The sequence below is a fragment of the Mycoplana sp. MJR14 genome (assembly GCF_029210525.1).
Lineage (GTDB): Bacteria > Pseudomonadota > Alphaproteobacteria > Rhizobiales > Rhizobiaceae > Mycoplana.
This window is the reverse complement of the sequence record NZ_JARGEO010000001.1, coordinates 650,981-677,759: the sequence shown is the minus strand read 5'-3', so window position 1 is coordinate 677,759 and position 26,779 is coordinate 650,981. Positions and strand designations below refer to the sequence as shown.

Sequence of the window (26,779 nt, the reverse complement as noted above, 5' to 3'; positions counted from 1 at the left end):
TCAGAGACGTGGCGGCCGCGCCTCGCGATCGCGAAGCGCGGCGCAGGCCGGGCTGCTCAGTTCTTCACCTTGTCCAGCGCCTGGGCGAAGTCGGCCAGCAGGTCTTCACCGTCCTCGATGCCGGCCGACAGGCGGACGGTGCCGGGGTTGATGCCGAGTTCGGCGCGGGCCTCGTCGGTGAGGTTCTTGTGCGTCGTGGTGCCCGGATGGGTGATCAGGCTCTTGGCGTCGCCGAGGTTGTTGGAGATCTCGACGATCTCGAGCGCGTTCTGCAACGCGAAGGCAGCCTCCTTGCCGCCCTTCAGATGGATGCACACCAGCGTCGAGCCGCCCGACATCTGCTTGGCGACGATATCGGCCTGCGGATGGTCCTTGCGGCCGGGATAGATCACCCGCTCGACCTTCGGATGGCTGGCGAGGAAGTCGGCGATCTTCGCGGCGTTCTCGGTCTGCTGCCGGACGCGCAGCGGCAGCGTCTCGATGCCCTTCAGAAGGGTCCAGGCGTTGAAGGGCGACATGGCGGGCCCGGTGTGGCGGAAGTAGTCCTGCAGGCTTTCCTCGATCCACTGCCGGTCGGACAGCACGATGCCGCCGAGGCAGCGGCCCTGGCCGTCGATGTGCTTGGTCGCCGAATAGACGACGATATGGGCGCCGAGTTCCAGCGGCTTCTGGTAGAGCGGGGTGGCGAACACGTTGTCGACCACGACCTTGGCGCCGATCTGGTTTGCGAGCTTCGCCACGCCGGCGATATCGACCACCTCCAGCGTCGGGTTGGTCGGGCTTTCGAGGAAGAAGACCTTCGTGTTCTTGCGGATCGCCTTTTCCCAGTTGCCGAGGTCGCGCCCGTCGACGAGCGTGCATTCGACGCCGTAGCGCGGCGCCAGCGTCTCGACCACCCAGCGGCAGGAGCCGAACAGGGCGCGCGCGGCGACGATGTGGTCTCCGGCCTTGACCTGGCAGAGGATCGCGGCGGCGACCGCGGCCATCCCCGAGGCCATGGCGCGGCCTTCCTCGGCCCCTTCGAGCAGGCACATGCGGCGCTCGAACATGTCGTTGGTCGGGCTGCCGTAGCGGGCATAGATGAAGCCGTCGGTCTCGCCCTTGAAGCGGGCTTCGGCGGCCTCCGAGCTTTCATAGACGAACCCCTGCGTCAGGAAGATCGCCTCGGAGGTCTCGGCATGCTGCGAACGGGTGGTGCCGCCGTGGACGAGTTGGGTAGCCGGGCGCCAGGATTTGCTCATCGGATCATTGCCTTCCAAACAAAAAAACCGGCCGCAATGCAGGCCGGTTTACACCCGGCCTTTTTAGCTACTTGTTTAACGTGGCTGCAAGCCGACCGGCCAAATCACCACGGGATATCCGGTCCATACTGCGTGGCGGCGCTTGCGTCAATTGCCCGCATTTGGTTTTGTCGGCCAGTTTGAAGGATAGGCTCATGACAACTGCTACAGGGATACTGGCCGACCGCGCCATCGGCGCGCTGTTCGAGGCCGGCAGGTTGAAGAGCGAGGCGGCGCTGGATGCCGACCAGGTGCAGCCGGCGAGCCTGGACCTGCGTCTCGGCTCGAAGGCCTTCCGCGTCCGCGCGAGCTTCCTTCCCGGGCCCGCCCACCTCGTCGCCGACAAGCTCGACCGGCTGAAGCTGCATGTCGTCGATCTTTCCGACGGCGCCGTGCTCGAGACGGGCTGCGTCTACATCGTCCCCCTGATGGAGAGCCTCGACCTGCCGAAGGAGCTGTCCGCCTCCACCAATCCGAAGAGCTCGACCGGCCGGCTCGACATCTTCACCCGCGTGATCACCGATCGCGCCCAGGAGTTCGACAAGGTTCCCGCCGGATATAGCGGCCCGCTCTACCTGGAGATCTCGCCGCGGACGTTTCCCATCGTCGTCCGCCGCGGCTCGCGCCTGTCGCAGATCCGCTTCCGCAAGGGCAACGCGCTCCTTTCGGACGCCGAGCTGCTCGCCCTGCATGCCTCCGACACGCTGGTGGCGAGCGACAGGCCGAACGTCTCTGGCGGCGGCATCGCCCTTTCGATCGACCTTAAGGGCACGGGGCCGGAAGGGCTCGTCGGCTATCGCGGCAAGCACCACACCGCCGTCGTCGATGTCGACAAGAAGAACCAGCACGATATCTTCGACTTCTGGGAGCCGCTGTTCAGCCGCGGCCGCAACGAACTGATCCTCGACCCGGACGAGTTCTACATCCTCGTCTCGCGCGAGGCCGTGCACGTGCCGCCGCTCTATGCTGCCGAGATGACGCCGTTTGATCCCCTGGTCGGCGAATTCCGCGTCCACTACGCAGGCTTCTTCGATCCCGGCTTCGGCCACGCCGCCGCCGGCGGCTCGGGCAGTCGCGCGGTCCTCGAAGTGCGCAGCCACGAGGTCCCCTTCATCCTCGAGCACGCCCAGATCGTCGGCCGCCTCGTCTACGAGCGCATGCTCGAACTCCCCGAAAGCCTCTACGGCTCCGGCCTCGGCTCGAACTACCAGGCCCAGGGCCTCAAGCTGTCGAAGCATTTCCGGGCGGGGTGAGAGAAGGGCACGCAACGGTGGCCTGGGCGGGCTACCACCGCTGGCGCGCACGACTGAGGATGTGGAGCTAAGTTTGGAGCTTGGCAGCGACGCCCCTCGTGTGTTTTCGACAGTCTCTTGCCCACTGCATCGAAGCCGGTGCTGCTCTTTGAGACGTCCTCGTCGCCTGATGTTTCGCAGTTGCCAAAGCATTCTCGCCTGTCGTAAACACCCCAGAACCAGCGCGGGCTTTAAGCAAAGCGATTTCCCCGCTTTTGAAGGACGGCAACTATATGGAACGAATATTGGTGGTGGGTGCCGGCTTTGCCGGCGCGTGTTACGCGCGCAGCCTGGCCGAAGCTGGATACCGTGTGACCGTAATTGATCAGCGCGACCACATCGCCGGAAATGCTTACGACTATGTCGATGAGAACGGAAAGCGTGTACACAGATACGGTCCGCACCTTTTCCATACCAGCAACGAGACTGTCGTGGCTTGGATATCCCGGTTCGGGAAATTCGCGGACTATGCGCACGAAGTGCGGGCCAGGCTTGCGGACGGTCGTCATGTCCCGCTTCCGGTGAACATCGACACGATCAACGATGTTTTCTCGGAAACGCTGGAGACGGCGGAGCAGGTTGAGGCATTCTTGGCGAGGATATCGAAACCGTATGCCAATCCGAAGAACGCGGCGGAGTACCTCTATTCGAAAATTGGAATCGAACTCACCGACCTGTTCTTCCGGCCGTATACCCGCAAGATGTGGGAGCTGGACCTCGAAGACATGGATAAGTCCGTCGTCCAGCGCATTCCCATCCGCTTCGATGGCGACAGGCGGTATTTTCCCAACGACAGGTTCCAGCTTCTGCCGATCGACGGCTATACCGCGGTCTTCGCCAACATCCTAGATCATGAGCTGATCGACGTGCGGCTGACTCAGGCCTTCTCGAAGGAGATGCTTGTGGATTACCGCCACTGCTTCAACAGCATGCCGATCGATGAATTCTTCAATTTCGAGTTTGGCGAACTGCCATACCGGTCGATCAGGTTACATCACCGGACCGCCTCGGAAGCACCCGAAGTGCCCAGCTCCGTGGTGAACTTCACCGATCACGGGCCGATCACCCGCGAAACCTACTGGCATCTGTTGCCGCACCATGACGTCGCCGATACAGGCCGCTGGACTGTCACGGCTGAGGAGCCGTGCGACTACAAGGCCAACAACCTGGAGCGCTATTACCCGGTCAAGACGGCCGACGGCCGGTATCTCGACCTCTATGAGCGCTACAAGAAGCGTGCCAAGGAGCTGCCCAACATCGACTTTATCGGCCGTTGCGGCACGTACCAGTATCTCGACATGCACCAGGTGATCAACCAGTCACTGATGGGCGCGGCGAACTGGCTGCAGCGGCGGTAGCGGGAGTTGGTGAGCGTACTGAATACAAGTGAGGTTCGCGTGAGCAATATCACCAAAATCACAAGAGAAATTATACAGGCGGTTGAAAGAAAACAGGTGGTGAAGCTTCCGGAGCTTCCCGTCTTTGGGACGGACGAAGAACTGCGTGGACATGTGCTGGACCTAATTAATACCTCAGGGTTAGCGAGGTTCTCTCCGCGCGGAGCATTTGAGAGGATGGTCCACCAATGCCTTAAGCGGATGCCGCGTTCAGATGTGGAGGACTTCATTGCGAAATTGGATGACGATGCCTTCAGGGCCTACACATCTACGACAACCGGTCATCTGAAGACTGACACAATTCCAATCGTTGTTGTACTTCTAATCCAGGACAGCGAGCAAGTCCCAGGTAGCGTTGATCACATCGTGGTTGCGATTCAGAATGAACTACTGCGGCGAGGCTTGGCCCCTTCGCTTCATCTGCCTGTTGCTTCTTATTTCATGTTGTCCTTTGCTCAGCGAGACGCGCATGAGAAGATCGGTCTCCATGAGGTTTGGCGTAGTAGCCTCCCTAAGCTGAGCGCGTGGCAACTCTTCCAGTTATTCAACCCGATCAACAAACCTTTGATTCAATGGACAATCGAAAGCGGGAAGTCCGGAGCTTTCGATGACGATGTACGTTCTTTGTTGAACTATTATTGGGTTTCGGTTGCCTACGATCGAGATGTGCTTGATGTAATTCGCCACAAAATGGGCGCGCTGGAAAAGAAGCTTCCAAGCCCTGACGTCAGCGATCCTTATCGAAATTCGCTTGAGTGGATAGCTCATGGCCGGATGAACACCATCGGCGCCGTCGCCCCGAAGGGAATCCCCCAGCGGTCGGGGCGACTGCGGGTGGCGATATGTGTGAGTGGACAAATGCGCGGCTTTGAGAAGGCATTTCCGTCTTGGCGGAAAGCGCTTTCCCTCGAGGACGTGGACTACGATATTTATGTCCACACCTGGCGTAAGTTGGGACGCAAGGCCTTGACGTCGTATCATGCCGGTCGAAATTTTCTGCCGCCTTTCTCTGAGGTATTCACTGAATCTTGGAATAAGCTCCAACGAGATTTCCCTGCTCGATATCCTGCCCTCTTTTCACTGTTTACCGCACTAGAAATAGTTGATATCGAACGAATTAAAGCAGTCATGAATCCTCAGGAAATAGTTGTTGAGGAGGATGATGTATTTCCTGAAACGACGCCAAATACATTTCGAATGCATTATAAGATCGAAAAATGTTACGAACTAGCGGTGCGCTCAGGGAAGGAATACGATCTAATCGTGCGCATCCGGCCGGACAAGAATCTTACGGATACAGGCGGAATAGACTGGGAAAAGGTCTACAAGGCCGCCGTCGGTGACCGGACGATCTTCACAGACACGCCGGTCAAAGTTGGATTCCCGCATGGGCTCGTCATGGGGGATCAGTTTATTGTAGCCGATCCGCAGGCTGCTGAGGCTGTCTTCAGGATCTGGTCATTGCCTGCAGCGCTTGGGCAGAACGTACTTGGCGGGTATGGCGTCAAATTTGCCGAGATGGGTCTGGAACTTCGTCAGCACTATAGTTTTGCTCTCCTGTGTCACTTTACTGGCCGCCGAGTCGAGGGCTTTCCTTATCCGATATGTTCCGGTGGAGACACGGCTTCTCTGCTCGACCCCTATCCCATTCCGAGCAGTATGGTTCGCAAGGCGCTTGAGAAGGATACGGCTGGTCGTATGGATGAAGTTGATTCCGAACTCTTGCGTGCAGCTAAGATTTCGAGCGATGATAAATATCAGCGGTGAAGAGATAGAAATGATGGACGTTTCGGATGTCGACAAGCACTTCTATTCAAGCGCACATCATCAAGCAATCTGGAAAAACTGCGGTACTGACCTGATTGTAGTGGCCTTTTCAGAGAGGAAGGAGCCTGCTCCAGCGGAGTTTTTCGCGCGTGAGTTCTTTGAGAAGGAAAGATTGTCTTACGTAGTCGTGAGAACCTTGAAAAATACCTGGTATTTGCAGGATGACATGGGGGAGCTTCTCTCCGCAATTCGTCTAAAAATCAGCGAGTCCGGTGCCAAAAGGGTTGTTCTTTTCGGCGCATCGATGGGCAGCTTCGGCTGTATCCGTTCCGTAAATGCCCTCAGACCGGAACGAATCATTATATGTGGCCCCATCGCATCTCTAGATGCAAAGTTTGAGCGTCGTTGGCTTTCCGACTATCGGGAGTTGTTGCCGAGTTATGAGGGGATTTGTCAGGAAATTCTTCCTTTTCGTCAGGCGACTGACGTTATCGCCATCTATGATCCTAGAGACATGGATGCGCGGCACGTCGAGCTTGTTGAAAAGCATGCAGCGGTACAGCAGATTAAGATTGCCGGCGCTGGTCACATGGTCTTGCAATATTTGCGTGATTCGGGCGTCCTTGGTAAAGTAATTAGGCTTATGTTGGAGGAAAATGTCAAGATTGAGGATGTCAAGGCTGTAATTGCGCGCAGCCGAAAAGAGAACAAGTCTTATCTTCTGAATCTGTCCGAGAAATTGGACCGTCGGCCGCGCTTGCAGAGAGCTGTCCTCGACTTTGCTGGCCTCCGGTTCCCAGAGGATATTGCCGTCAAACTTGCAAAGTCAGCGTATCACGCGCGCCAAAAAAACCTTGAGGAGGCTGCTCAGATCATCCTCGACGTCGTTTCGTCGCAAGGGCGCCGAAGCCTCGGTGTTGAGCTTGGGAAGGCGATCAGCTCCTTTGCCGCGAATGGCGGAGAGGGTACACGGATAAATTCCGCCATTAAACTCTTTGCCGCGGCGACGCCCCGCTCAAGGGGCACGCAACTGTGGTATGCCCGTTTTCTACGTTTCAGTGGGGCCTATGACCAAGCTTTTGCGGCACACGAACAATTTATGGGAGGCGACACGTTTGAGGCTCACGCTCATATCGAGCGTGGTTTGATCTTTGAAAAGATGGGGCTTAACTATGCCGCGCGCGAAGCTTTCAGGCAGGCTCTGCACTACGCTCCTGAATTTCCTCCGGCCAACCAACATTTCACGCGTGTGAAACATATGCTTGAAAAGAGGGGCGTCGTGGATCGTAGTTAGCGAGATTCACGTGCGAGTTCGGGCAGGTAGACTAGAAGGTGCAAACGAGTACCATGAGCAAGCCAAAGATAGTAGTCGATCTCGATGGTACCCTCACCCTCCCCGGCGGGGGCAAGGACTATGCCGAGCACCTACCGAATGAAGCGGTGGTTGAGCGGTTGCGTGAATACCGGGTGAAGGGGTTTGAGATCGTGATCCATACCGCCCGCAACATGCGGACGCACTCCGGTAACGTCGGACTGATCAATGTCCACACGTTGCCGACGATTTTGGCGTGGTTGGAGAAGCACGATGTCCCTCATGATGAAGTTCATGTAGGGAAGCCGTGGTGCGGTAACGGTGGTTTCTATGTCGATGACAGGGCCATTCGGCCCGATGAATTCGCGAAACTGTCCTATGACGAGGTTCGCGCCCTGATGGGCGACAAGGCTTTGCAATGATTACACTCGTGACCTCGGCGGCCTATGTTAATGCAGAGATGACGGCGGAATTTGGCAAGCTCCCGCCGGCCTTTCTTCCGCTAGGCACCAGACGATTGATCGAACAACAAAACGAGCAGATCTGTGCTCTCGATAGCGACAAGGTGTATCTGTCGCTGCCCGAGAATTTTCGCATATCAGCGAAGGATGCAGAACTGCTGGTGGAGCTGGGCGTGGATGTCATCCCAGTTCCGGAAGGGTTGAGCCTCGGGAACTCTGTCCTCCACTGCCTGCGCCATCTCGGCGAGACAGGTCCGCTGCGCATCTTGCATGGTGATACGCTCCTCGATGGGGAAGGAAGCACGCAACCCGACCTCTGGGCCACGTCGCACGTGGCCAACGGATACTCCTGGGGATATGCGTTCGTGGACGACGGACGTATCGTCGGCGTCGCGCAGGATGGTCAGTCACCTGCGGAGGAGCGGCTCACCGACGTCCTAACCGGGTATTTCACCTTCTCCGACAGCGTCTCTCTTTCGCGAGCATTGCAATATTCCAACGGGGACTTTCTGACGGCTCTTTCGCGTTATGCGATGCAACACGACGTGCGTGCGCTGCCTTTAGAATCTTGGTCCGATTGTGGACATCTTCAGACCTATTACCAGGCCCGAAGGGCGCACGCGTCAGCGAGAGCGTTCAACGAGCTGCAGATCGACCGAGGGCTCGTGAAGAAGACGAGCAACCAGGCGGATAAGTTAAAGGCAGAGGCTGCTTGGCTGCGGTCACTGCCGCCTACGTTGCTCCCGTTCGCGGCAAGGTTGACTCATGCCGGGGAGGAGGCGGGTCGCTTTTCCTACACGACGGAGTATGAGTATCTCCCAACACTGCAGGAGCTCTTTGTATTCGGTCGGCTCGATCCTAAGGCTTGGGATGGGATCCTTGCCGCATGTTGCGCCTGCTTGGAGGAATTTGCTGCAGTGCCGGTTTCTGATGCGCCGGAAGATTCTCTCGTGCGACTGGCGTCGATCAAGACGTTCGACCGATTGTCCACTTTCGAGAGGGACCGCGGAATCGATTTGTCCAGCGATTGTGTGCTCAATGCAGTGACGTTGCCTTCCTGCTGGCGGATCGCCGAAGAGATGGCCTCAATCATAGCCAAGGCGCCTCAGCGAACCGCCAGTGTCATGCACGGGGATTTCTGTTTCTCCAATATTCTCTACAATTCCCGGACAAGTCGCATTCGATTGATCGACCCTCGCGGAACTATTGACGGCGATATGGTCACAATCGGTGGCGACCTGCGCTATGACATGGCGAAACTCGCCCATTCTGTTCTGGGGCGGTACGACCTGCTAATCGCAGGTCGCTATAGCCTCGCGTCCTCGGTCGGGAAAAGCATCTCCTTCGACCTTGACCTGCCGGGCAACGAGACCTCCGCGCCCCTCGAACGTTCGCTGTACAGCACGTCGGTTAATGGCATAACTTTTGATGACCCCGCAGTAAGCGCAGCGTTGGTTTCGCTGTTCCTCTCGATGCTTCCGCTTCACGCGGACCGACCGGATCGGCAAATGGCATTCCTTGCCAATGCTTTGCGCTTGTATCAGCTCTGCTTCGAGGACAAGAAATGATAGTGATTCCGATGGCCGGTCTTTCCAGCCGCTTTTCCAAAGTGGGCTATGATCTGCCAAAATACATGTTGCCGCTCAAGGGCCATACGGTGTTTGACTACTCGGTGGCGAGCTTTCGTTCTGTGTTTGACGTTGAACCGTTCCTGTTCATTGGTCTTGCACGCGATGGGATGCGCGAGTTTATCAGCGATCATGCGTCGGCGCTTGGGATCGGCGAATTTTCCATTGTGATTTTGGACAAGCCCACGGCCGGTCAGGCCGAGACTGTGGTTCGAGGTGTTTCTGCAGTTAGTTGCTCCGGCAGTGAACCGATTACGATCTTCAACATCGACACCTTCAATGTCGGCGGGCATAGCCCGATCTTCCAAAGCTTCCCGAAAGCCGCTGGTGTTCTTGAAGTGTTTCGTGGGGATGGAGACAATTGGTCGTTTGTTGCGCCAGATCCCGTCGACACTTCGGCGGTTGCGAGAACGACCGAAAAAATACCGATATCTGATCTGTGCAGCACAGGTCTTTACTATTTCAAGAGCTTTGATCACCTGAAAATCGCGTACGATAGCGAAATAAATTCTCCCCAGGCGGCCGAGCTCTACGTAGCGCCATTGTACAACCATCTCATTCGGCGCGGGATGGATGTGCGATACTATGAAGTTGAGCGGAAGGATATCATATTTTGTGGGGTGCCTTCCGAGTATGAGGAGCTTCGGCAGGACGAGCAATCTCTGCCAAAACTGTCACTACAGCCTCGCTGATTGTCCCTGCTTGGCGAGTGCCCTTGGTCAAAACGCTGGAGGCGGAGTGACTTTCGGCGGCGTCACGCCACTGCGCGCAACCACATAGTTCCGTGGCTCACCACAAAATCATCGTCTCGACGTCGAGAACCACATTCTTGGCGGGCAGCGCAAGTTCGAGGAAGTGGTCGGCCGATCCGTTGACGGTCTGCGGAAAATGCGCGGCCTCGGAGAAGCTCCAGCTCTTTACGTCGACGACCATGCCCCGCATCCTTACCTTTGCTTGCACGGCCCCGTTCTCCAGGGCGTACAGCCCGGGGATGACGACGACGCGTTCATTGCTGGTTGCGCGAAAATGCAGCCCGACCGACTTGTTGCTTGCAAAGGCGCGGCTTGGCAGCCGGAAGGCGATCGCGCCCCCGTCTGAATCGGCGAACAAGAGGTGCAGCCGAGCGCCTGTCGCAAGTTTCTCGATCTCTATGAATGCGCCTTCCTTCTGGGTCGGTCCGGCATAGATCCCTTCCGAAATCTGCGCATTCGGTCGGAGCTCTGTCCGTGCGACAGACGCGACAGAGTCAATTGTGTAAAAGCAGCGGTTGTCCATTTTGGTATCTCGTCGGGCTTTACTATTTTTGTTTCGACTAGCGTGCGCTGGAGCGCTTTTCGACCATCTCCATCAGGGCGGCCGCCGAGGTCATCTTTTCGTTGACATCCAGTCTTCGAGTAATGTCGGCTACCCGCCTCCTGAGTATGTCGAGCTCGTCGAGCACCTGCTTCAGTCGCCTTGACACATCTTCGTCGCGGAAGCGTATCGCATGCGCAAAGGCCATCTTGTCGTCGGCAAGTACACTAGAGACGAGGCTCCAGCCATATCGGCCCGTGCCGCGCATCATGAGGGCACGAACGGCATCCTCTCTGGTGTAGTGCGCAATGATACCCTGCAGCCGATCAAAGAGGTCAAACCAGTATTCGGGCCGGATCTTGCCGGAGATCCACTCGGTCTGCCCGACTACCCAGCCAACGAGCTGCAACCCGTAGTCGTCCTGCAAGCGCTCGGTGTTCAGCCACTTCTCTATCGTCGAGAAATGGTCATAGAACCATAGGAGTTCGCGCCCGGTCGATGCCATCGTTTGTCCGGGTCGGTTAAACCGGTGGTGGCAGATGACCTTGTCGACGAAGCCGATGCGCTTGGCCTTGATCACACTGGCCCAATGATAGGGGTTGTCTTCAAAGAAGAAATTCCCCTCTGGAAAAGCAATGGAATTCTGCGTCAGGTAATCGGTGCGATAGAGCTTTCGCCAAGGCACCGCGTTTAGCCGAAGGACCTGTGACTTGAACTCGATCTCGCTCATCTTGTCGCGAGGCATGGCGGCCAGTTCAGACAGGCGCTTGTCGTCGGTTGGGATCTCGATCGTCTTGTTCAACTGATCATAGTTTCGGAAATTGGCGATGACGATATCCGCCTCGATGCTTTCCGCCTCCGCGACGAGGTCTTCGAGCATAGTCGGCTCGTACCAGTCGTCGCCGTCGGCATAGGCAATGTATTTGCCCCTTGCCGCCGACACGCCGATGTTTGCCGGTATGCCCACGCCGCCCGGCGTGTTTTCCGGCAGGGCTATGATCGTGTAGTTGTTCTTGCCGTAGCGGCAGTGGCGCTCCAGCCGCGCCAAGGTGCTGTCAGTCGACCCGTCGTCGACGACGATGAGCTCGAAATCCTGGAAGCTCTGCTTCTGGAGCGAGGAAATGCACCTATAGATATAGTCTTCGATGTTGTAGGTCGTCAAAATGACGGAAACGGTCGGAGTTTGCATTGGTGTCCCCCGCGAAGGCCGAACTTCTATCAATGAAATACATTCGCTGGCGAATGCTTGATCCAGAAGCTCTGGTCGGCAAGCCTTGGCGATTTCAACGCAAGATAAACATGTTCGCTCTTGCCATAGCTTTTGTAGCTCTCCATCGCCTGCGTAAGAAAGAGCTCTTGGTGAGCTGAAGGCAGGCGCTTATAGATCCATTTCAGCAGGTTCAGCTTGAAATCCATGAAATGGTGATAGAAGGCGCTGATCGTCGCGGTCGAACGGAAGACGTGCGCTTCGGCGTCGCTCAGTGCCGCAAAGACGGCCAGGCGCCGTTGGTCGAAGAGGTTTGTGATCTGATCGTTGCCCTTGACGACGTAATGGTAGATCAGCGCGCGGTCGTAAAGCGCGACCTTCTTGGCACTGGAATAAAGGCACCAGTGGGCGGCAATGTCATTGTTCACTGGCGTTTCGGAGTATGTCAGATTGATTGCCCTGGCAAAGTCCATCCGAATGAACTTGTTCCAAGGATAGTTCGTCATCTTCGATATCTTTGAATGGATGTGCGGATTGATCACGCCGTTCTTGCTTTCGGGGAGCACAGAATCCCAGATCTCCCTGTCGTTGGCTAGCATATCGGCCTCGTCGCGAGTGCCTGCGTCTGTCACGTAGTGATAGCGGAAGGTGACGAAATCGGCATCGGTCGCATTTGCAACCCTAGTAAGTTCGTCGATGGCGCTCTCTTCTAAAATGTCATCGGCATCGACAAACATCACGTACTGGCCTGTGGCGAGTTTCAGGCCCTTGTTGCGGCAGGCGCCAGCCCCGCGGTTACGCCAGGATTTCACGACGGTGAGACGGCGTTTTTCGTTTCGAAGCTTGTTAAATTTGGCCGTAACGACGTCGACAGTATTGTCGGTAGAGCAGTCGTCAACAACAATGATTTCGATACGATTTTTCTTCCTGGATTTAAGGACTGACTCGATCGTTCTCAATATTGTTGACGCGCAGTTGAACGCGGGAATTATAACAGAGATCAAGTTCACGATTCGTCCTGTAGCCATTGGAGCAGTTGACGGTCCATACCGCAGGACGGCTAGGTTTGGCAATCTGGAAAACCAAGCCACCAGAGGCGAGCCTACCCTTTGGAGGGGGGGATCCCGCATTCCCAACCTGCCCCACTCGACACGCCCTCCCCCAAATCTCGCCGATTACTCGCACCGGCCATTTGAACCGCACCGGGTTTGCCGGAGGCGCCAACTTCTGAGAGAGTGGAGCCGATATGAGCAAGACAGCAAACAAATTTTCACCGGAGGTCGGCGCCCGAGCAGTGCGGGGTTTTGGATCACCAGGACGAATATTCCTGGCGATGGGCAGCGGTTTCCTCGATCGCCGCCAAGATCGGCTGCACGGCGCAGACACTCAATGAATGGGTGAAGAAGGCGGAAGTGAACGATGGTTCCCGGCCCGGGCTCCCAAGCGAAGTGGTCGAGAGGGTGAAGGCTCTGGAGCGGGAGAACCGCGAGCTTCGGCAGGCCAATGAGATACTGCGCAAAGCGTCCGCTTATTTCGCGATGGCGGAGCTCGACCGCCCATTGAAGCCATGATCTCCTTCATCGACGAACACCGGTCGGTATTCGGGGTCGAGCCGGTCTGCAGACTGCTGCCGATTGCCCCATCAACCTACTACGAGAATGTTGCCAAGCGCCTGGACGTGGACCGGTTGTCGGTCCGCGCCCGCAGCGATATTGCATTGAAGATCCAGATACGCCGTGTGTTCGAGGCGAACTTCCGCGTCTACGGCGTGCGCAAGGTCTGGCGGCAGTCGAAGCGGGAGGGCTTTGATGTTGCCCGCTGCACCGTCGCTCGGCTCATGCGATCGATGGGCCTTCAGGGTATCTCCGGGGCAAGCCGATCCGCACGACGTTTCCCGACAAGACGGCTCCGAGCCCGATCGATCGCGTGAACCGCCAGTTCAAGGCTCCTGCGCCGAACAGGCTCTGGGTTTCGGATTTCACCTATGTCGCCACCTGGCAAGGCTTCGTCTACGTGGCGTTCGTCATCGACGCCTTCGCTCGCCGGATTGTCGGCTGGCGGGTGAGCCGAACGGCGCATGCCGGGTTCGTCCTCGACGCCTTGGAACAGGCCCTTCATGAGCGGCGTCCTGTTCATGGCGGCGGCCTGATTCACCACTCGGACAGGGGCGTTCAATACGTGTCGATCAAGTATTCGGAGCGACTGGCCGAGGCGGGAATCGAGCCTTCCGTCGGAAGTGTCGGTGACTCTTACGACAATGCCCTCGCCGAAACGATCAACGGCCTCTACAAGGCCGAGGTCATTCATCGGCGCGGACCATGGCGGAGTTTCGAAGCGGTTGAATTCGCCACCCTCGAATGGGTCGATTGGTTCAACCATCGACGGCTTCTGGAGCCCATCGGCAACATCCCGCCAGCCGAAGCCGAGGAGCAGTATTACGCCATGCTGGACGAACCAGCCATGGCTGCATAACTTAAACCAAATGGCCTCCGGCAAACCCGGTGCGGTTCACACCTTCGCCGGTAGCCCGGAGATCGTCCGTTTGCTTGGACGGCGGTTGGCTGGTCAATCGCTGAGTGGCGGAGAGGCAACGTTCGCGGATCGCGTCGGGGTGGCGGCCGCCAATTTCGCCGGTTCGACAGCACGCGTGGCCGTTGCGGCCCCCGTCGCCGTCATCAGCGGCGAGGCACGCGAGGTGCTGAAACGCGAGTTGTCGCCGTCGACCGGGCAGATCGTGGGCGGCCAGATCGCGTACTAGCAGGCCAGGAGTGTCGACAGGCGTTCGATCGTCGCCCTCGCCGTCGCGGGAGCCGCTTTCTTTCGCGAGGCAACGCCGTGACCCAAACGGTTCACGGACTGTACGGTCCTGCATCCAACGCGCCTGATACTCCCGCCACCACTTGGCGAGGTCGTCCATTCGCGAGAAGTGGCGCGTGGGCCGGGCCGGCACGAGCACCGCCGAGCTTTCCGAGATGGCCACGCAGATGTCTATTCCTGCTGCAACCGATTTTTTGGCACAATCAGCCGAAGGATGAGCCCCTGCGGATCCCAAATCCGCACGATCTTTCCGCGGAACTGTTTTTCAAGAGTGAGCTGACCAAGCGTCGTCCCGAAACCTTCGGTTCCGGCCTCAACGACGGCGGGACCGTCTCGCTCCGTCCAGACCAATTCCAGCGTTTCGCCGCGGTCGAAACATTCAATGTCGATCCGGCCACTGTTAGTTGACAGCGCTCCATATTTAGCAGCGTTCGTTGCAAATTCATGCACTACAAGAGCAAGTCCGGTCAGCGCAGAATTCGATACCGAAACGTCGCACCCGCGGATCACCACTCGATTTCCCCTATCCGTTTCGCCAGCATAGGGTAACAACAACGTGCCCAGCAGCTCCTGCAGCATTACGCCGCCTTCCCCCGTTTCTGCGCTAGCAGCTCTCGGGAGCGTGAGCGCGTGAGCTCGCGCCAAAGATTCCAGCCGAGCCCCGACGGCCGTAGCGAGGTCATCCGCAGAACGCGCGGATTTCGCGCTCAGATTTACAACGCTGCTCGCTAGAGCAAACAGATTTTTGACCCGGTGAGCCATTTCACGGATCAGCAGATCCTTCTGTTGTTCGGCTTGCTTGCGTTCGCTGATGTCACGGGCAATCTTGGAGGCGCCGACCGTGACCCCAGCATTGTCGCGGATTGGCGAAATCGTAAGCGAGACCGGGATTACGGCGCGGTTCTTGCGTCGCCTCACAGTTTCGAAATGAGCGACCCGATCGCCCGCGCGGATCCGCGCCAGCATGTCGAATTCCTCGCCCAGATGATCGTCAGGGACGAGGAGCGTAACTGGACGGCCAACAGCCTCCTCTGCGGTGTAACCATAGAGCCGTTCAGCTCCGGCATTCCAGCTTGTTATAACGCCATTGAGGTCTATTGATAGGATCGCATCCTCCGAAGATTCGACGATCGCGGCGAGCTGTTGGGCGGCCCGTTCTGCTTCACGCCGTTCACAGACTTCGCGCTCCGCTGCTTTGAGCAACTGGGAGTTGTCGATGGCGATTGCCGCATGTGCTGCGATCGAAATCACCGTCTCCTCGGCTTCGGCGGTGAAGACATTCGCTTCATCGTGGCCGAGAAACAGGCCGCCATGCACCTCGCCGGAACGCGACATGACCGGAACAGCCAGATAGCTGACTACTGGCAGATGGCCTTTGGGCATGCCAAAATGAGGACCCGACTTTCCATAACGCGGATCGGCGCGAATATCAGCCGAACGCACCGCGCCGAGACCGCGAAACGTTGGGTCAAAGACGGCCGTGTTGCGCGGCAGCTGGAAGTGCCCGAAAGCCGCTAGCGGCGCGCCCGACAAGGTGTATAGGGTGTAGCGCTCACCTTGAGGATCGGTAAGATTGTAGAAGAAGGCACCGAATTTGGCTCCGGTAAGCTCAGTTGCCGCGTCGGTCACGGTTTGAACGATGTAATCCAGATCAAGATTGCTGGCGATGGCCTTGGCGATCTTGTCGACTGCTTCAAGTCGACGCTCGCTCGCCTTGCGCTTTGAGATGTCAAGAATGGTGACATAAGCACGTTCGCAGCGCTGCCCGTCGAACGTAATGGTGAATATGGCGTCGATCCGCCGCCCGGAGAGCGTGCGCAGGGCGGTGTCGCTGCCGAACTGCCGACCGCCTTCCCAGATCGTCACCAACTCTTCCAGAAAGATCTGGGAGGTTTCCGGTAGGAACACACTTGCGAGCGATCGGAGCAGTTCGTTCTTCTCGGTCGCCTCGAACAGTTGGACTGCGAAGGGATTAACGTCAATGATTTTGACGCGCGCCACTGCCTCCTCGAGCAGCTCCGGATGTGCTTGCAGATGGCTCCTTAAGTCCGTAACATTCTCAGCCCGCAAGCGGTCCAGCAGGTCGGCAACCTGCGAAAAATCCTGCTCCCAAACAGCCGCACCGACGTTTTCGAAAAGACAGCGGAACCTTGGTTCGTCTTCACGACGGCGCTGCTCGGATGCTTCTAGCTCAGTCACGTCCATCAAAACGTTCACGGAGCCGACAATCGTACCGGTGTTGCCAACAAGTGGAGTAGAGGAAGGAATGAACGCCACCCGACTTCCATCGGGCCGCTTGGCCACCGTCTTATCTCCTCGCACAGGCAGTTTTTGCTTCAGAGCAAAGGCCGCCAGACTTTCCTCAGGCGGAACTGGCGTGCCGTCCGGCCGATAGAGCTTCCAGGTGCGGCAGAATTCGCTTTTGCCGAGCTCCGGACGAGCGCCCCAAAGCGACACGGCCGCTTCATTGAAGAATGTGATCCGGCCGTCTGCATCGGTTACATAGACTGCCTCCGGAAGTACTTTGAGAATGTCCTCGTCCCTTGGTCGCTGCTTATCACCCTCGGCTTCTTTGTTCAACAAGGCCGCTTTAGCAGACGGTGATAGCAGATCGCGCTCGACACCGTTGCTCGTGTGCCTGTTGCCCGTCTTCATATCTATCTCCATCGCAATCGTGCCAATCACTTCATTGCGGGACCGTCCAAAGCGAGTGACCTCCACGATAGCAACCTTCCTCGGCATGCACAAACGTTGCGGAAGATGCGTCGCAACCGGCGTTACTAAGCGCTGGTGCGCGCAATCATCATGCCTCAGCCGTCCGAAGGCTGATTGGTGCTCGTTTCGTTCAGCAATTGGGAGATCGCCGTCACCAACTGAACCATGGCGAAGGGCTTTTGGAGCATGATACTGTTCGGGACACCTTTTGAAGCCCAGTCAAGCGCGCTGTCTCCACTAACGTAGACCACGGGAATTTGCGGATCGATTTCTCGCGCGGTGCGCGCGATCTCCCATCCATCCTGTGGGGATCCTAGCCGAATGTCCGTAACGACGCCATGAATGGGTGTGGATGTGGCGTTCAACGTCCGCAAGGCGTCCCGTGCCGAGGATGCTGTCACCGTATTGAACCCAGCGTTCACCAATGCTTGCTCGAACTCAAGCAGCAGCAGCCCCTCGTCCTCGACGACAAGCACAGTAACGGTTTCCATTTGTTCCCTCCAAGTTGCATTGCCCCGCTTGTAAACATCTGAGGACCAAGAAAGTTCCCTACCGGCGGCCAAGCTACTCCGATGCGCGATGTGCCAGGTCAAAGCGCCGCAACACCCGCTTGGGCAGTTCCTCAGGCGGGTCGTCGCGGCCTTACCGGACTGCGTATCTATCCCTTTGGACCGATAAGATTTGAGAGTGGCGCATTGACGAGCGGTCTACTCTCGCCAGAGACTTTTTGCGACTGATCATTAAGGCGTGCCAAGTCCGCGCAGAGCGGCACGGGCTCCAGCGACCCATGCAGCGCTCGAAAACGGTGAAAGACAGTCATCTACATCCGTTAGTCTGGATACATGGACGATGATCAGACGATCACCGCACAGGCTGCACTCGCGCAGCCCACGCGCCTTAGAGCCTTCAAGTTTCTGGTCGAGCGCGAGCCGGATGGCGTCGCCGCTGGGTGGGTCGCGCCGCAGTATGCGTCGATGCTCGGTAAGCGCGCCAATTGCCAGACGCTAGTGTCGTTGACGCTGGCCCGCGACGAGGTTCCCGTCCCAGTCGGCTTACGGCTGTTCCTGCCCGAGAGTTGGACCAGCGATCAGGATCGAATGGCTAAGGCTGGTGTTCCCGAGGAGATGCGCCTATCCCGCACCAAACCGGAGATCGCGCCCGACGAGATCGATCGGCTGATTGCCGCGGGCGTGCGGTTTGGCACCGTGCTTGCCGATGCCGGTTATGGTCTGTCGGCTGCGTTTCGCCAGGGGCTCAGTGCACGCAATCTTACCTGGGCTGTCGGCATTCCCAAGCATCAGAAGGTTTATCCTCATGATGTTGCATTGATCTTTCCTGTCGCCGGCCATGGACGACCCCGCAAACATTCGATCCCCGATACCTTATCGACGGCAGCCGAAACGATCCTGGAAGGATCCACCTGGAAGAAGGTCAGTTGGCGTCGCGGCACGAAAGGTCGACTGACCGCACGCTTCGCCGCCCTACGCATTCGGATTGCCGATGGCAACCCCCAACGCATCCTCGACAAGGGACAGCAGCACATGCCGGGCGAAGAGGCGTGGCTCGTTGGTGAGTGGCGCTCAAACGATGAACGCAAATATTATCTCTCCAACCTGCCGGCCGAGGCGACGTTAAAGCAGCTAGCGGCTGCCATGAAAGCCCGATGGGTCTGCGAGCAAGCGCATCAACAAATGAAAGAAGAGCTCGGCCTCGATCACTTTGAAGGCCGATCATGGCAAGGCCTGCATCGACACGCGCTGATGACAATGATCGCTTACGCCTTCTTGCAACATCAGCGCCTACACAAGGCAAAGCGGGAAAAAAAGGAAGAGGCACGGCCCGCCTAAACCCACACTGCCAGCCATCCGACGCGCGGCCGGCAAATTACGGCGCCAGACATTCCTCGCAGATCCCATAACTGTCTTCCTCGGTCGATGCGGGCCGTCCGCAACAGGCGCATGTGGGCGTCCCGGATCGGCCGAAACGGTCTCCGATGGCAGGATCTCAACCTTGGGCACGGACGGCGATCTCAGGACGGGCTCCGGAGTGATTTAGGTCTTCGACTTGAGCGTGAATCGTAGAGCCACCTGCGAACCTTTGTCGCTGAGATTTTGCCAGCGTCTGAGTGCAGCGGATTGACGAGCACATTCGACTCGTCGGGTACGATGACCGAAGGAACGAACAGACAGGCCGACCGACGCTCAGCCAGCCAAGTCGCGCCAAAGGCCAAACTGGCCCGCTCCGCCGGTAGCGCATCCCATCCTACCGGCGCTGTTTTGGCATCCAGCCGCTCGCTTGCGTCCCAGAGGTCTTGAGGGATGTCGATTCTGACGAGGTAGCGGTTTAGAGGTAAGCTAGACGCAGCAAAATGCACGAGCGTTTCCATGGCCGCGAGCGAGATGTTTTCCGCGCAGTAGAGCACGGCGAAGCCTGGCGCATTCCACCTCCCCCCGTAACTTTTGCGCCCATTCCTGTGAGGTCGTCCGCTTCATAATCTGGAGTGTCCGTCGCGACCCGCCAAACTGCGGGCATCAGGAATAGGCCCCGCTCTGCATCCGAGGCGAGTAATTGCGACACCATTGCCTGCCCTCAAGTGTATCAATGAAATCGAGTGGACGGGCACCCCCAAGAGCCGGCACGGATTGCTGTACCCAGGCGGCCAGCCAGCTTGCTGCGTCAAAGCCTTGCGCATCGCCAGCCGCTGAGGTTGCAATGTGGCCAATCGAACAAGGAGAACGTTGCGATCGGAACCCATGTCGGAACCTTCGCGCCAAAGGATCCGGAAGGCAAGGCGCTGAGCTACAAGCTTCTCGATACGGCGGATGCCGCCTTCAAGCGTTCGGGCTCCAAGCTGGTGACGGCAAAGGCGATCGATTACGAGAAGGTGCAGAAAGACACCATGTCTCCGACGGCGGCACAAGGTGGCGAAGGTGTTCACCATCACCGTCGCCGATATCCTCGAAACGATCACCGGTACGGCGAAGGGAGAGGTGCTCAAAGGCAGTATCGACATGGATCGGATCGTGGGGTCTGCCGGCAACGACACGCTCTATGGCTATGCCGGCAACGACATCCTGGAGGGTGGTGATGGCAATGACGTGCTGATCGGCGGGGCCGGTGCGGATCGTCTCCCTGGCGGCAACGGCATCGACACGCTTTTTATGCCGGTGCAAAGGCGGGGGTGGGGGCGAGCCTTGCCGTGTGCTCGATCAACGCGGCGACGCGAGGGGCGATACCTACTCGTCCATCTATGGCGACAGGCTCACGGGCGATGCCAAGGCCCCAATGTCATCGATGGCGGCGGAGGCGATGATGTGCTTTCAGGCGGTGCGGGAAATGACCGGCTCATCGGCGGGCTCGGTTTCGACGTCCTGTATGGCGATGCAGGCAGCGATCGATTTGTCTTCCGATCGGTCAGACAGACAAGGACGCGATTGATGTAACCGCGATCGATGCGAACCTGAGGAGGGCGGTGATCGGGGCAGCCAATTTCTCAAATGCCGCCGGCGAGATTCGCTACGAAAAGCCGAAAGCTGACACCTACGTCTGTGGGGACATCGATGGTAACGGCAAAGTTGATTTCATCCTGCACATCGATGCTGCGCCCGATCTCAAGGCAGGCGATTTCCTGCTGTAACGAACTGGTTCACCGGAAGGTCGCGATGGCGCTGCCAAGCGGGCGCTGCGAACGGCAAGCGGTTCGTTTAGACACCCCTCAGGTTTCCGTGGAAGGGCGGCGGCGGTGCCGCCGCCCTCGGAATCTTCCGTGCCCGGCTGGCCTGCTGCTTGGGCTTGCGGGGTCGCTAACGGAAGCGTCCACGGTCGGCTTGAAGTGAGCCGGGTAGAGTTTCTCGATCATTTCGAGGCTCGTGCGGCAATTTATTGGCAATGGCCTAGACGTCTGCCGTTCCATGAGCCGAAGGCAGCCGCTTGACTCCTAGCCGCTCCATGGCAATTTGCACTTCACTGTGAGTCGAACAGCTATCGACAAGGACAACTGCTTGACCCCTGCCCGCTTCACCGAATGCCTTCTTCACATCCGATGGACGCCGATCAACCTCGCGTCTGCGCTGCAATGCCAGCTGTCCTGGGTTGAAGCACTGGAGGCTGGGAACGAAGAAATTCCAGCGGGTCTCGCCGCGTGGCTTGAGGCGCTCGCCCAGGCACACGAGGCTTTACCGCCGCCCACCACTTACCGCGGAAAGAGATCCGAGTGACAGATCGCCTCATTCTTGAAGAAGACGTTGACGAAGCACTGGAGCATGCCCGTAAGGATTTCGGATGGACGCGCCAAGACGCTGTGCGAGCGATCCTTCGTGATTGGCTGATAGGCCACCAGTACCTTCGCGTGCATATCTTGGATGAGGACAGTAAGACGGAGGGAACGGCTTGATGGTAGGTCCAAACTGCCAATAGACAGAGCAGCGTCAGAGCGACGCCCGGGGCCTATGGCATTCGCCACTGATGTCACCAGTGTAAGATCTCAGCCGCGGCTTAAACGGCCCGGCCCCCTGCTCGAAGCTGGAGGCAAAGGGCTCTACCGTCCCTCAGTTAACGCCCTTAAAGCGGAAGTGTATTTATGTTTTCCTTTCAAGCGGGTAGTTGGTTTCATAGAAAAAACCTCGGCATAGTTTCTCGGATTGCCCCGCGACTGGCGGGGCAATGATCGCGATTCTTCCAAGCACCGGTCATTGGCGGCATGCTGCTCACGGTTGTCAATTTTCTGGAGAGGTGTGGGAGGTCACGGCTCGATAGGAACTCGGCCTCGAAACTCTCTTGACTTCACATCGTGCGCTGGCACCCTCTGCCCCGGCGGGAGGTAGCGCATGAGTCCTGATTGGATGCAGATACTGCAGAAGCATGGAGAGACGGTTCAGCACCTCCATGCTAAAGTCCAAATCATCCTAGCGAGCGAATCCCTCACCGTGGATCAGGTTCTTCTTCTCGGTCGCATTGTGGACAAGGGCGCCCGATACGCCGATGGGCTAGCCAGCCAAATGCTTGAGGCGGGAGTTGGCCCGTCGTATATTGAGGCCGCGGAAGCGCTTCAGGAAATCTACAAAGTTCTGTTGGCTGCGATAGATGCCAAATTGCAGGCACTGCGACGCAGGAAAATCGTTCTCGTGTCTGATACATAGCATAGCGCTGCAAGTCGTCGCGACCGAGGCAAAGGGTCGGTTCTAGCTACGTACGCTACCGCTCACTCGAAACCTACTCTACTGGTAAGGTCTGGACTTCCTACTGTTCCAGTCACAGTTGCCATTACCGCCCGCTTCATCGACGACGTCAGACCGTATGTCCGTCTTCGTGCCCTAAGCAGGCAGAACCAGCTTGCCCTGCCGCGCCATCGTTCGCCAGGTTGAGTGGCCATGGATGCATCGCCTTTCGCGATTGTCGGCTGCCCTATCCTCCTTCTGCACGATTGGAGGAGGCCGTGGAGGGTATACGCGCACCTCGAAAGCCGATCAGCATGGACCGGGATGCGAGGCGGCCATAGAGACGCGACTGCAGGACCTCGTCTAGGACGCAGTGAAGGCGGGATGGGATGAGGTGGAGGTCTGTACAGCGATTGCTACCTGGCGGATCCCATATCCTTGCCGTAGTGGGCGATCCGAAAGCCGATCGAGCAGCCAAGCGCGCCCGACCGATGGCCTGGCATGGATGCGCACCTGGGCCAAATGGAACGGGTCCGGGGTTCTACCGGAGGCGTACCCATAGCCGTACCGAATATTGGATGGGAGCCTAGCAGCAGGTGCCGCCCGGATGGTTGTGCAGTATCTGGATAAACTGAAAGCGCCTAATATAGCCGAATGAGGCAGGCAGCGCGTCACAGCCGGGGAAGCCGCTTATGTGTAATCTCTACAACATCACGACCAACCAGATCGCGATCCTCCAGGCCACACGTGCCATGATCGACAGCCTGGGCAACCTTGAGCCTTCGCTCGACATCTACCCCGACTACAAGGCACCGATCGTTCGCAACACGCCTGCCGGCCGTGAGGCTGCCATGGTGCGGTGGGGGCTGCCGACCTCGCGGCAGGCGCTATTCCAAGCCACCACCAGGCGCGCCGAGAAACTGCGCGCCAAGGGAAACGACGCCGACTTCGTCGAACTCATTCGCATGGAACCCGACAGTGGCGTTACCAACGTGCGCAACACCTCGAGCAAGCACTGGACGCGCTGGCTCGGCATCGAGAACAGGTGCGTTGTCCCGTTCACGCGTTTCGCGGAGCCGGATCCCGCCAGCAGAGCCGAAGGGGGGAGGACACCGAACGCCTGGTTCGCGGCCAACGACGACCAGCCGCTCCTGTTTTTCGCAGGGATCTGGGTGCCGCAATGGGAAAGCGTCCGGAAGGTCAAAGAGGGATTGGTCACGACCGATCTGTTCGGCTTCCTGACAACGGATCCGAACGGGATCGTCGGCCCCATCCATCAGAAGGCGATGCCGGTCGTATTGCGGCCCGGGGACGAGGTCGAAATCTGGCTGTCAGCACCGTGGGAAGAAGCCAAGCATTTGCAGCGCCCGCTGCCTGATACCGAACTTACCGTGCTGACGATGATGCCGGCAGGGTAGCCCTCCACGAGCACACTGTCATGAAATCGGTAAAGATTAGGGCTCGTCAAAGAGAAGGCCCCGCCTGGGGGACAGTGCGGGGCCGCCAACCACATCAGCACATGGCTGGTGTCCCTAGCGGTCAGCATTTAACAAGAATACACTGGCTGATGCCGCACAGCTACTTCCCACCAGTTGCCGAATAGCCCACCCATGAGCTGAGGCGCAAGACTACGTTGTGATGCGATGCTCGCCATCCGCGCCACTCTGCAAGTTATCCTGCCAGTTCGTCCCGGCAGTTTCCGCCTTGTCGGGACGGGACCACCGCCAGCGGGAGCGGTTAGCCCTCACCCGCTGGCACGCGGGCTATGCGCCCGCCCCGGCACCAGGGGAGATGCCGGTATCTTTCGGCTCCGTCGCCGGGCCCACACGGTGTGTCAGCCGACGCCGCTTTAACTCTCTTCCTCCCGAAAGGTTCCCGGTCGAACAGAGCGTTTTCTCATTTCTCGGGCGGTCCGAGCCCGGAGCCTCGAATTTCAGGGCTGATAGGAAGAACATGTCGACCCGGTCCTTCAGCGTGCCAGACTCGTCGATAACCGGAATCTCGGCTTCGAAGGTGATGCCTCGGCGGTGGGCTCGTCGAACTTGACGGTGCCGATTGGCTGTCGGTGTCGTGCTGCCAGAGGAAGGCGAGCGGGGTCTGAAACTTCACATCCAGGGATCGACCGAGACTTTGCGCGTATTGTCGGAGGAGGAGGGCAGAGCTGGCCGCAAGAATGAGAAAGCCCGCTCTGGGTGGACAGGGCAGGGTGTGGATAACTTGGCCTCAGTTGCCCAACGTCGAACAGGCGGCGAACGTTTGCTAAACTGTTCACGAACGTGTGGGCTAGGCTACCTCGCATGCATGAGCCCACTTTTGAGGTACACTCGCCGTCAGGCTCACGGCTAGACTGATCCCAACTTTCCTGCGCTGCTAGTCGGGAGCCACAGACCACCGCACGCTCAGCCGAACACATCGCCCTTCCCTGCTTCGCGTACTACGTCAAATTTTATAGACGGGTCGGCGGCAGGAGCGCACACTGTCTCATCGTTTCCACATCCATGGCAGGAACGACAGGGAGATGGCAGCTTCCGCCTCAACTGAGGGAGGGGGTTATGGCCAAGTCCTTCGAGTACGACGCCGCGGGTTATCCGTTGTTTCCATGCGGGTCGAACACGCGGATGTTCAGTCCCGACGATCTGAACCGCCTCCAGCAGATTTTCGACGACTGCCTCGCCGAGTGCGGCATGAAAGCCGACAGTGTACTGGCGAAGTCCCTTGGAGGCGCGATCGTTCGACTCTACTCACAGGGCCAGCGCGACCCCACCTTGATCAAGGCGACATTGTTACCGCCATACAAGCGCCGGTCGCAGTAGCGATTCGGACAACCCGGCCCTGAGGTTCCAAAGAGGGAACCCTGGCGACTGTCCGCCGTTTGGCTTTCACACCCGACGAAACCGCCAGAAACAGCTCATTGCGGAGATGCTTCATGAGAACCGAGCGCGGGCACTGTTTCTGCGGCGCTATCGGGGCCAGCTTTGTCGGCGATCCCTTCTGGATCTGCTTCGACCACGATGACGACTGTCGGCGCGCAATCGGGCCTTTGACAATGTGGGTAGGCTATGTGGCCGGGCAAGTAGCCTTTGATCGGGGAAAGCCTGCGACCTTCTCAAAAACGCCGGGGATCGTCAGAACTTTCTCCAGCACGTGCGGGAGCTCCATCAGCTACCAGGACGAAGGGCTTCCAGATGAGGTCTACGTCTGTATCGGCTTTATGGACGCTCCAGAACGCTTTCCGCCTCAAGCTCATGGATAAAAACTGCCCTTCATCGAAATGAACGACCTTCTTCCAAGGATTGAAACCTGCACGCGGGTGCGAACTCGGTCAGTTGGAACACCCCGCCAACGACACTAATCCCTGAAGTCGAGACTACTGGGTGCCGGGCTATCCTTCCGGTTTGGCCGCTGGCGATCGTGGTGGGAGGCTGGACTTTACACCCCGTCACTGGGCTCCCAGCTTCCCCTCCTATGCCACGCGCTGCTTCCGAACTGTGAGGCAAACTGGAGGAACCCTTGGCATCCCTGAGTGTTGGGTCAGCCAGGGAGGAATTTCGATGGATACGCTAATTCTCAAAGTCGCTACCCGCATGATCATAGGCTTCGTCATAGGTTGCGCGGCCCTGGCAGTCCTCATCTATGTGCATCCGCAGCATCTCGGACACACGCACGGCATAAACTACTTGGGCCTTGCTCTGCAGGTGTACGGTTTTGGACTGCCCTTCGCCGTCGGATTCCTCTGCACGAGCTTTGTGTTCGAACCTGACGATCGTTTGGATCATTGATCATGAAGAGAATGCACGGAAATCGAACATTCAAGGAACGTGTGACATCTGGCCGACAGCGCGTTGAACTATGAGCGCATTCTTGGCTATCTGGACCGATCGGGCTCCGTCTCGTCGAAGTTCACGTCCCAGTCTTCCTCGGGTCCCTTTCGTCCGGGCGGGGTACGATGGGCTGTCGCATCCTCCGAACCCGTAATCACCGTCGGCTTCGCGCTCGCGACACCCGTGCTGTGGCGGTCGGCCTGGGATTTGGCGAATTGTCCTTTTGCGTCTTCTCGGACCTTGAGAGCATCTGAAGGCGTGCTGCGTTCAGGGGTTCGGTTGGTTTCACCGGCCGCATCACCATCAGTGTCCGGGCTATCCTTCGCCGGCAGATACCCCCGGGGCCGGCTCGCCTCCGGGCCCTCCCACCGCGGCGACTGGTCGGTTGTGCCCGGTGCGCCGTCCTTTGATTTAACAATACCCATGATCATTCTCCTTTCAGGAGAGTGAACTGGAAAGCCAGCTAGATGTTCCGCGGGGGTCCTTACCTCGGTCGGGACGTTCGTCCCGGTATGTGGAACTGATGCAAGTGCAGTCGCGTTGTGCCACGATGAAGCGTCTGACCGTTCGAACAGGTAGGCAGGCCATGTTGGCCGTACTCGCCGTGTCCGCTGCCTTGGTGACATTGGTCTA

At 58.2% G+C, this 26,779-nt stretch carries 22 protein-coding genes, 5 pseudogenes, 1 riboswitch and 1 other annotated feature; of the genes and pseudogenes, 19 read left to right on the top strand and 8 right to left on the bottom strand.

What is annotated here, in order from left to right; all coding sequences use genetic code 11:
- Positions 1-56: 56 nt before the first annotated feature.
- Positions 57-1,241, bottom strand: a complete 1,185-nt coding sequence (locus P0086_RS03340) for an O-succinylhomoserine sulfhydrylase (RefSeq protein ID WP_275782462.1) — start codon at positions 1,239-1,241, stop codon at positions 57-59.
- 42 nt (positions 1,242-1,283) lie between these two features.
- Positions 1,284-1,362: riboswitch (SAM riboswitch) on the bottom strand.
- A gap of 73 nt (positions 1,363-1,435) precedes the next feature.
- On the opposite strand from P0086_RS03340, the gene P0086_RS03335 reads away from it, so the two are divergent.
- The 7 genes from P0086_RS03335 to P0086_RS03305 all read left to right on the top strand — a co-directional run bounded on the left by P0086_RS03335 (position 1,436) and on the right by P0086_RS03305 (position 9,829).
- Positions 1,436-2,533, top strand: a complete 1,098-nt coding sequence (locus P0086_RS03335) for a 2'-deoxycytidine 5'-triphosphate deaminase (RefSeq protein WP_112609186.1) — start codon at positions 1,436-1,438, stop codon at positions 2,531-2,533.
- 272 nt (positions 2,534-2,805) lie between these two features.
- The gene (locus P0086_RS03330; RefSeq protein WP_275782459.1) at positions 2,806-3,930 is read left to right on the top strand and encodes an FAD-dependent oxidoreductase; all 1,125 of its coding nucleotides are present in this window, start codon (positions 2,806-2,808) and stop codon (positions 3,928-3,930) included.
- A gap of 39 nt (positions 3,931-3,969) precedes the next feature.
- A complete protein-coding gene (locus tag P0086_RS03325) occupies positions 3,970-5,736 on the top strand; it encodes a hypothetical protein (protein ID WP_275782457.1) in 1,767 nt (588 codons plus the stop codon).
- The gene (locus tag P0086_RS03320) at positions 5,717-7,030 is read left to right on the top strand and encodes a hypothetical protein (RefSeq protein ID WP_275782455.1); all 1,314 of its coding nucleotides are present in this window, start codon (positions 5,717-5,719) and stop codon (positions 7,028-7,030) included. Before P0086_RS03325 ends, P0086_RS03320 begins: the two co-directional genes overlap by 20 nt.
- Before the next feature lie 53 nt (positions 7,031-7,083).
- A complete protein-coding gene (locus tag P0086_RS03315) occupies positions 7,084-7,470 on the top strand; it encodes a hypothetical protein (RefSeq protein WP_275782453.1) in 387 nt (128 codons plus the stop codon).
- Complete coding sequence (locus P0086_RS03310; RefSeq protein WP_275782452.1) at positions 7,467-9,077, top strand: phosphotransferase; 1,611 nt, start codon at positions 7,467-7,469, stop codon at positions 9,075-9,077. The genes P0086_RS03315 and P0086_RS03310 overlap by 4 nt, the downstream gene beginning before the upstream one ends.
- Entirely contained in the window at positions 9,074-9,829 is a 756-nt protein-coding gene (locus P0086_RS03305) for a capsular biosynthesis protein (protein ID WP_275782450.1), read from the top strand. The genes P0086_RS03310 and P0086_RS03305 overlap by 4 nt, the downstream gene beginning before the upstream one ends.
- 97 nt (positions 9,830-9,926) lie before the next feature.
- Here the strand turns inward: P0086_RS03305 and P0086_RS03300 are convergent, their stop codons facing one another.
- From P0086_RS03300 to P0086_RS03290, 3 genes are read right to left on the bottom strand one after another with little or no spacing between them, the layout of a single operon-like run.
- A complete protein-coding gene (locus tag P0086_RS03300; RefSeq protein ID WP_275782448.1) occupies positions 9,927-10,412 on the bottom strand; it encodes a hypothetical protein in 486 nt (161 codons plus the stop codon).
- A 37-nt stretch (positions 10,413-10,449) separates the two neighbouring features.
- Entirely contained in the window at positions 10,450-11,619 is a 1,170-nt protein-coding gene (locus tag P0086_RS03295; RefSeq protein ID WP_275782446.1) for a glycosyltransferase family 2 protein, read from the bottom strand.
- A 29-nt stretch (positions 11,620-11,648) separates the two neighbouring features.
- A complete protein-coding gene (locus tag P0086_RS03290) occupies positions 11,649-12,647 on the bottom strand; it encodes a glycosyltransferase family 2 protein (RefSeq protein ID WP_275782444.1) in 999 nt (332 codons plus the stop codon).
- Positions 12,648-12,883: 236 nt separating this feature from the next.
- On the opposite strand from P0086_RS03290, the pseudogene P0086_RS03285 reads away from it, so the two are divergent.
- Positions 12,884-14,109: pseudogene (locus tag P0086_RS03285) on the top strand (IS3 family transposase).
- Positions 13,163-13,279 (top strand) — a sequence feature (AL1L pseudoknot). It overlaps the preceding pseudogene by 117 nt.
- A 43-nt stretch (positions 14,110-14,152) precedes the next feature.
- Positions 14,153-14,395, top strand: a pseudogene (locus P0086_RS03280) (esterase); the annotation flags it as partial.
- Between the two features lie 230 nt (positions 14,396-14,625).
- Here the strand turns inward: P0086_RS03280 and P0086_RS03275 are convergent.
- Together P0086_RS03275 and P0086_RS03270 are read right to left on the bottom strand one after the other, a co-directional pair.
- Positions 14,626-17,109 (bottom strand): PAS domain S-box protein, encoded by a 2,484-nt coding sequence (locus tag P0086_RS03275; protein ID WP_275782442.1) that lies wholly within the window; start codon positions 17,107-17,109, stop codon positions 14,626-14,628.
- A gap of 155 nt (positions 17,110-17,264) precedes the next feature.
- Positions 17,265-17,660 (bottom strand): response regulator, encoded by a 396-nt coding sequence (locus P0086_RS03270; protein ID WP_275782440.1) that lies wholly within the window; start codon positions 17,658-17,660, stop codon positions 17,265-17,267.
- Between the two features lie 351 nt (positions 17,661-18,011).
- Between P0086_RS03270 and P0086_RS03265 the strand changes: the two are divergent.
- Positions 18,012-18,128, top strand: a pseudogene (locus P0086_RS03265) (transcriptional regulator); the annotation flags it as partial.
- Positions 18,123-19,016 (top strand): annotated as a pseudogene (locus P0086_RS03260) (IS701 family transposase); the annotation flags it as partial. The pseudogenes P0086_RS03265 and P0086_RS03260, both read left to right, overlap by 6 nt.
- A gap of 182 nt (positions 19,017-19,198) precedes the next feature.
- Here P0086_RS03260 and P0086_RS03255 read toward each other — a convergent pair.
- Positions 19,199-19,591, bottom strand: coding sequence for an RES family NAD+ phosphorylase (locus tag P0086_RS03255; protein WP_275782438.1), 393 nt, complete (start codon positions 19,589-19,591; stop codon positions 19,199-19,201).
- A gap of 508 nt (positions 19,592-20,099) precedes the next feature.
- On the opposite strand from P0086_RS03255, the gene P0086_RS03250 reads away from it, so the two are divergent.
- From P0086_RS03250 to P0086_RS03215, 8 genes are all read left to right on the top strand, one after another.
- Positions 20,100-20,612: a calcium-binding protein gene (locus tag P0086_RS03250; RefSeq protein ID WP_275782436.1), complete on the top strand. Its 513-nt coding sequence runs from the start codon at positions 20,100-20,102 to the stop codon at positions 20,610-20,612.
- A 29-nt stretch (positions 20,613-20,641) separates the two neighbouring features.
- Positions 20,642-20,806 carry a hypothetical protein gene (locus tag P0086_RS03245; protein ID WP_275782434.1) on the top strand — a complete coding sequence of 55 codons (165 nt, stop codon included), beginning with the start codon at positions 20,642-20,644 and terminating at the stop codon, positions 20,804-20,806.
- A 364-nt stretch (positions 20,807-21,170) separates the two neighbouring features.
- A complete protein-coding gene (locus P0086_RS03240; RefSeq protein ID WP_112596442.1) occupies positions 21,171-21,386 on the top strand; it encodes a hypothetical protein in 216 nt (71 codons plus the stop codon).
- Between the two features lie 609 nt (positions 21,387-21,995).
- Entirely contained in the window at positions 21,996-22,307 is a 312-nt protein-coding gene (locus tag P0086_RS03235) for a hypothetical protein (RefSeq protein WP_275782431.1), read from the top strand.
- Positions 22,308-23,017: 710 nt separating this feature from the next.
- A complete protein-coding gene (locus P0086_RS03230) occupies positions 23,018-23,743 on the top strand; it encodes an SOS response-associated peptidase (RefSeq protein ID WP_275782429.1) in 726 nt (241 codons plus the stop codon).
- Between the two features lie 1,134 nt (positions 23,744-24,877).
- Positions 24,878-25,138 (top strand): hypothetical protein, encoded by a 261-nt coding sequence (locus P0086_RS03225; RefSeq protein ID WP_275782428.1) that lies wholly within the window; start codon positions 24,878-24,880, stop codon positions 25,136-25,138.
- Positions 25,139-25,251: 113 nt separating this feature from the next.
- Complete coding sequence (locus P0086_RS03220) at positions 25,252-25,578, top strand: GFA family protein (protein ID WP_275782426.1); 327 nt, start codon at positions 25,252-25,254, stop codon at positions 25,576-25,578.
- 298 nt (positions 25,579-25,876) lie between these two features.
- Positions 25,877-26,104 carry a hypothetical protein gene (locus tag P0086_RS03215; RefSeq protein ID WP_112596458.1) on the top strand — a complete coding sequence of 76 codons (228 nt, stop codon included), beginning with the start codon at positions 25,877-25,879 and terminating at the stop codon, positions 26,102-26,104.
- Between the two features lie 86 nt (positions 26,105-26,190).
- On the opposite strand, the pseudogene P0086_RS03210 reads toward P0086_RS03215, so the two are convergent.
- Positions 26,191-26,379, bottom strand: a pseudogene (locus P0086_RS03210) (hypothetical protein); the annotation flags it as partial.
- Between the last annotated feature and the right edge of the window lie 400 nt (positions 26,380-26,779).